The following is a 586-nucleotide window of genomic DNA, read 5'->3' as shown; positions in this document are numbered from 1 at the left end:
GGCCTTGACGGTTTGGACGACGCTCGCCCAGATTTCTTCCGGATCGTGCTCGACCCAGCCCGATGCCGGAAAGTGTTGGGTGAACTCCTGCTGGCCGACGCCGGCCACTTTCATGGCGCCGTCGAACAGGATCGCACGCGAGGATGTCGTGCCCTGGTCGATCGCTAACACGAAACCTGTCATCTCTTCCCCTCATGGCGATACGAGAAGGGAGACGGCATGACGCCGCCTCCCCTTGTTTCGGATACGGGCCTTTCTGTTGGAGCGTGATCTTTCCGAAAACCGGTTCCCACTTTTCGGGATCATGCCTGAACCGGCTTTTCCTTGCGCTCGCGCACCGAGCCTTCCTGCGCGACGGAGGCGACCAGTGTTCCGTCCTGCTTGAAGATCAGCCCGCGCGTCAGGCCGCGGCCGCCCTGCGCGCTCGGAGAGTCTTGGCTGTAGAGCAGCCATTCGTCGGCGCGGAACGGGCGGTGAAACCACATCGCGTGATCGAGGCTCGCAGGCATCATGCGCTGATCGAACAGCGTGCGACCGTAACGCGCCATCACCGCATCCAGCAGCGAGAAGTCCGACGCGTAGGCCA

The 586-nt window shown here is 62.8% G+C and carries 2 protein-coding genes; both read right to left on the bottom strand.

Annotated elements, in window-relative coordinates; genetic code table 11:
• Positions 1-183: FGGY family carbohydrate kinase (locus DNK89_RS23710; RefSeq protein ID WP_255575898.1), on the bottom strand; the 183-nt coding region annotated here is incomplete at its 3' end.
• Between the two features lie 119 nt (positions 184-302).
• The coding region (locus DNK89_RS23705; protein ID WP_203422575.1) for an acyl-CoA thioesterase II at positions 303-586 on the bottom strand (284 nt) is incomplete at its 5' end.

Source organism: Acidovorax sp. ST3, from assembly GCF_003231145.1.
Taxonomy (GTDB): Bacteria; Pseudomonadota; Gammaproteobacteria; order Burkholderiales; family Burkholderiaceae_C; genus Acidovorax.
The sequence above is the reverse complement of the archived record's forward strand: the minus strand, read 5'-3'. Positions and strand labels throughout refer to the sequence as shown.